This window comes from Streptomyces sp. NPDC059567 (assembly GCF_042735655.1).
Taxonomy (GTDB): Bacteria; Actinomycetota; Actinomycetes; order Streptomycetales; family Streptomycetaceae; genus Streptomyces.
In genome coordinates this window covers 1-5,042 of the sequence record NZ_JBHWBS010000189.1, presented here as the reverse complement: position 1 = coordinate 5,042, position 5,042 = coordinate 1, and the positions used below count along the sequence as shown (strand labels likewise).

Annotated in this window: 7 protein-coding genes; 1 reads left to right on the top strand and 6 read right to left on the bottom strand. The window is 70.4% G+C overall.

What is annotated here, in order from left to right; genetic code table 11:
* The first annotated feature begins 297 nt into the window (after positions 1–297).
* A complete protein-coding gene (locus tag ACFVZW_RS36750) occupies positions 298–810 on the top strand; it encodes a DM13 domain-containing protein (protein WP_384530907.1) in 513 nt (170 codons plus the stop codon).
* A gap of 146 nt (positions 811–956) precedes the next feature.
* Here the strand turns inward: ACFVZW_RS36750 and ACFVZW_RS36745 are convergent, their stop codons facing one another.
* The 6 genes from ACFVZW_RS36745 to ACFVZW_RS36720 form a co-directional block, all read right to left on the bottom strand.
* Complete coding sequence (locus ACFVZW_RS36745) at positions 957–1,553, bottom strand: DUF6789 family protein (protein ID WP_384530905.1); 597 nt, start codon at positions 1,551–1,553, stop codon at positions 957–959.
* 141 nt (positions 1,554–1,694) lie between these two features.
* Entirely contained in the window at positions 1,695–3,365 is a 1,671-nt protein-coding gene (locus tag ACFVZW_RS36740; RefSeq protein ID WP_384530903.1) for an NAD(P)/FAD-dependent oxidoreductase, read from the bottom strand.
* A gap of 31 nt (positions 3,366–3,396) precedes the next feature.
* Positions 3,397–3,630, bottom strand: a complete 234-nt coding sequence (locus ACFVZW_RS36735; protein WP_384530901.1) for an anti-sigma factor family protein — start codon at positions 3,628–3,630, stop codon at positions 3,397–3,399.
* Entirely contained in the window at positions 3,627–4,298 is a 672-nt protein-coding gene (locus ACFVZW_RS36730; protein WP_384530899.1) for an RNA polymerase sigma factor, read from the bottom strand. The genes ACFVZW_RS36735 and ACFVZW_RS36730 overlap by 4 nt, the downstream gene beginning before the upstream one ends.
* A gap of 124 nt (positions 4,299–4,422) precedes the next feature.
* The gene (locus tag ACFVZW_RS36725) at positions 4,423–4,653 is read right to left on the bottom strand and encodes an anti-sigma factor family protein (RefSeq protein WP_384530897.1); all 231 of its coding nucleotides are present in this window, start codon (positions 4,651–4,653) and stop codon (positions 4,423–4,425) included.
* A 77-nt stretch (positions 4,654–4,730) separates the two neighbouring features.
* A complete protein-coding gene (locus ACFVZW_RS36720) occupies positions 4,731–4,919 on the bottom strand; it encodes a hypothetical protein (RefSeq protein WP_384530895.1) in 189 nt (62 codons plus the stop codon).
* Positions 4,920–5,042: the final 123 nt, after the last annotated feature.

Below are 5,042 nucleotides of genomic sequence, written 5' to 3'. Positions count from 1 at the left end.
GCTCGAAGTCCGGCTCGACGCCGTCCGCGACGAGGCCGACGAGCTGCGCCGCGCCCGCGCGGCCGCGCCCGCAGCCACGAGCTCCCCGGCCACCCGTGCTGAGCAGGCGCACCCCGCTACTGAGCAGGCGCACCCCGCCGAGAACTGCTGAAAGTCGTAGACGGACTGGAGCGGCGGACGGTCATCCGTAACGTTCGCCGCTCTTTCTGTCTCTGAATGCCCAGTGCCCAGGGCGCCGAGGCAGTTCCCGATGCCGCCTCCGCACCCACGAACATTCGAGAAGAAACGGAAACCCTCATGTGCCGTAGCAAGCGCCGCAACGCCCTCTGGATCACCACCACCGCCGCCGTCGTCGTCGTGGCAGCCGTCGGGCTGTACCTCTTCCAGCCCTGGAAGCTGTTCACCACGGACCGTGTGGACGAGGCGCCTCCCGCGGCCGCCGGCCAGCAGCCGGGCACGGTCACGCAGGTGGCGAACGGGGCGTTCATCTCGCACGAGCACGAGACCAGCGGCTCGGTCGAGATCCAGCAGCTCGCCGACGGGAAGGCCACCCTGCGCCTGACGAACCTGCGCACCTCCGACGGCCCGGCCCTGCACGTGTGGCTCAGCGACCAGCCGGTCAACCAGGACGGCGGCGGCAACCTCGACGACGGCAAGCACATCGACCTCGGCGACCTCAAGGGCAACGAGGGCAACCAGAACTACGCGATCCCCGTCGGCACCGACCTGAACAAGTTCTCCACGGTGACCATCTGGTGCGAGCGCTTCAGCGTCTCCTTCGGCGCGGCCGAGCTGAAGCAGCGCGCCTGACGAAGTCGGGTCGCGTCGAAAGGCCGAGGAGCGGGGGGGGAGTGGGCCCCCCCGCCTCCGGGGTGCGGGAACGACCCCCCCCACCCCCCCCCCCCCACCCCCCCGCCCCCCCCCCCCCTGTCCGGATCCTCCCGGACCAACAGCCCCTACGACACCAGGATCGGGATGAGCAGCGCCACGCACGCGGTCAGGCTCCACAGCGCGGGCGCCGCGCTCAGCGTCTGCTCGTGACGCGCCGCCGCCCGTGCCGCGGCCGCCTCGCTGCGGGACTGGTGCCACGGACCGACCCGTTCCTCCAACCGCTGGTACACCAGGCCGAGTACGGCGCCGTAGGCGAGGTGGCCGACGAGCGAGGGAAAGGACTCGGCCAGCGCGGCGGCGCCCCACCGGGGTGCCTCGCCGAGCAGTACGGGAAGCAGCGTCAGATTGCCCAGGATCCACCAGAGGAAGCCGTACGACACTCCCCAGCCGATTCCCGAGGCCGGGTCGAAACTGCGTCGGCGGAAGAGGACCGCGTACGTGACGCCTACGACCTGCGAGATCAGCAGATGGATGACGAGACCCACGGCCCCGGACTCCGAGCCGACCAGGGTGGCGACGGTCGGCAGGAAGGCCACGGCGACCATGACCCCGGTGAAGATCGCGCCTCCGGCCAGGCCGGCGATGACGCCGTGCCAGACCGAGATCACCCGACCACCGGACAGGCGTCCGTCCAGCGTCTGCCGTACGTCGTCCGAGAACACCGCCCGCGACAGGCCCCCCAGCCAGCCGGTGAGCAGGGCCGCACCGGCGCCCAGCAGCAGAAAGCCAGGAATCCGATCCGCACCATCACCCCGCCGAAGACCAGTCCTCCCGCGAGGCCGGCCAGGGCTCCGAATCCGGCGTTACGCATGACGGTCCTCCTTCTTCGAAACAGTCGGATCGGTCGAGGTGGTCGAGAGGGCGATGTCCCTGGGGAAGACGAGGTCGAGGGTCCAGTCGGCGAGGACCCGCAGGCGCTTCTCCACACCGGGCAGCTTGCTCAGATAGACCCCTCGCCACAGGACCCAGGCGAGGAACCCGGAGACCCGACGCCCGCCGATCTCGCCGGCGGCCGTACGGTGCCCCAGGGAGACGAGCACGCCGAGCCCGCCGAAGCGGAACGGGACGGGACGGCGACCACCTAGGACCGCGGCGATGTTCCGCGCCAACGCCCTGCCCTCGCGGATCGCGTGCTGCGCGGTCGGCGGGTGGAAGCCGCCCGCTGGGTCGGGGATCCGCGCGCAGTCACCCAGCGCCCACAGCCCGGGTGTACCGGGGACCCGCAAGGTGGCATCCACCGCGACCGGCCCCTCGGCCCCCTGTGTCACCTGCCGCACCAGCGGGTTCGGCCGGTTGCCCGCCGTCCAAGCCAGGGTCCGGGTGGGGACGGTCTCGCCGGAGCTCAGCGTGACGTCCTCGGCGGTGGCCCTGCTCACCCGCGCGCCGAGACGGAACTCGATGCCCCGCCCGCCGAGTTTGCGTTGCGCGTAGAGGCCGAGCTCAGGTGACAGTTCCGGCAGCAGCCGCTCTCCCGCATGCACGATCACAAACCTGGGCCGCAGCCCGTGCAGGCGCGGGTAGAGGTGCAGCACGTCATGGACGAGGTCGAAGAGTTCAGCCACCAGCTCCGTACCGGCGAATCCACCGCCCGCCACCACGAACGTCAACAACCGGTTCTGCTCGGCCGGGTCCGACTCAAGGTCGGCCCGCTCCAGCGCGCCCAGGACCTGGCTGCGCAGCGCCGTCGCATCCTCCACGGACTTCATCGGGAAGGCATGCTCGCCCACTCCCGGCAGGTCGAAGAAGTGCGGCACCCCGCCGACCGCGAGGACCAGATGGTCGTACGGGACGCGGAGCATCCCCTCCTTGCCGACGGAGACGTACGCGCTGCGCGCCTGCGTGTCGATGGAAGCCACCCGCCCGTGCAGGAAGGAGGCGTGGTCGAGCCCGACACGCACCGGGGCGCTGACGTGCCTGGCCTCCACCGTGCTGGAGGCGACGCCGACGAGGAGCGGGGTGAAGAGCAGGAAGTTCGAGTTGCTGATCAGCGTCACATGGGCGTTGAGCCCACGGCCGATCCGCCGGTCCAGTTCGCGCGCGGCCCCGACCCCGCCGAAGCCACCACCGACGATCACCACATGGGGTTTGGCCCGCTGGGGTGCCGGGCGCGGCGGGAGCCAGGTCGACAGGGCGTGGAACACGAGCCCGGAGATCGCGCCGAACAGGGCAGCGCCGACGAGCTCGGGGAAGCGCGCCACGGCCACCGCGATCGACCACGACGGCGTGTCCCCCTCAAGAACGGGGGCGAGGGTGAGGGGCCAGGTCACCCAGTCGATCAGGCCGATGAGCAGACCGACGGAGATGGCCGAGCCGTTGCTCTGCCGGTGCTCGCCGAAGAGGAGGCCGAGCACGGCTCCCAGCACTACCGTGTGCCCGGCCCACTGGATCCACGGCACGTTCGTCGCGAGCGCAACGACGACGCCACCGGGCAGCGCGGCGACGACGCCGAACAAGAGTCTTCTGAGCAGAGTCATGCACGTTCAGAGCGGGCACGCCGCACGAGCGTTACACGTCCCGCTGCCAGTCCCGGAAGGCGGAGAGGAGGCTCTGCCTGGCGTCCGACGAGATGCCGTCCGGGGTCAGTTCGCCCGTGGTGGCGATCGTCTGACGGAACTGGTCGAGGTAGTTCTCGCACCCGGAGCACTCCGCCAGGTGCTCGATGAAGCGCCGCTCGTCCGCTTCGGACAACGCGCCGTCGAGGAACTCGGTCACCAGCTCCACGAAGTCGTTGCAGTTCACGCGTGTCCCCTCCCGCCCGCGACGCCATGAGCACCGAACAAGTACGACTCCAGCTTACGGCGCAGCAGGGCCCTGCCCCGATGGAGGAGGACACGCTGGTTCCCCGGCGAGATCTCAAGGATCGAGCACACCTCGTCGGATCCGTACCCGGCAACGTCGCGCAGGGTGACCACGGTACGGAGGCGGGGCGGGAGCTCGTCTATCGCCCCCGCGATCACCTCGCGGACCTCAGCGCGCAGCACGTGGTCCTCGGGGATGTGCCAGGGACGCGGTTCCTGCCCGGCGACCCAGTGCCCGGCATGCCGCTCGCCGGGGGCGCGGAAGCGCTCGACGTCGACCGTCGGCCCCTCCTCCTCCGGCAGCAGGCTGGAGAAGGGGACGATCCTGCTCTCCTTCGTGCCGCGCGCCTTGGCGGTATTGACGAGAATCCGGTACACCCACGTCTTCAGGGACGCGCGGCCCTCGAAGCCGTTGATGCCCCTGATGACCGCCAGCCAAGTGTCCTGGACGGCCTCCTCGGCGGAGTCCTTGGACGAAACGAACGACATGGCGAGCCGGAGCATGCCGCCCGACCAGGAGTCGAGGACCAAGGCGAACGTCTCCTCGTCACCGGCGCGGAGGCGCTGCACCAGGACCTCGTCCGGGGGCAGTTCGCGTGGGCCCGCCATTCATCTCTCCTTGCCGGACGTCAACTGGAAGCGCCAGCCTAGGGCAGCGGCACAAGGGCGGACATCCGCGGGGTGCGTTCGTTCATCTCTCAGCAGGAACCTTCACAGCCGGCCGCCGCGGACGTCAGTCGCGCGGCAAGCTGCGGAACGCCCCGAGGAGTTGATCGCGTGCCACGGAGGGCAAGTTCGGGCCGGGCAGCGCGCCCACAGCCTCGACGGTCTGCCGGAACTGGTCGAGATACGTCTCGCAGCCCTCGCACCGCGCCAGGTGCACGAGACAACGCAGCTCGGTCGGCTCGCCCATGGAACCGTCGAGGAACTCGGTCACCAGTTCCACGACCTCGGCACACTTCATGACACCTGCCTGTTCTCGTGCGGCGGGCGGACGGCCGACTCCTCACCGGCTCATCGGGGTGAGGAATCGACACCTCATCATGCTCTGGTCGCGGCGCCGAACCACCGGGGCAGGGCGTCGAGCAACTCCGCCTGGTTCTTTCCGACCCAAACCACAAGGCCGTCCGGGCGTATCAGTATGAGTCTCGGCTCTTTGGGGGCCGCAGAGCATGACGGCCCCGCTCGCCGCAGCGAGGCCCCAGTAGACCGCCGGGAGCTGCTCCGCATCCGCGCGTTGAGCGGCCGAGGACGGGGGCGGGGCGGCGTACTCCGACGGGTGTCGGGGTAGCGCCGCCCCGGGGTGGGACGAGTTGCGGGTGGTGGCCCGCGTGTTCATCTCGCCTACTTCGG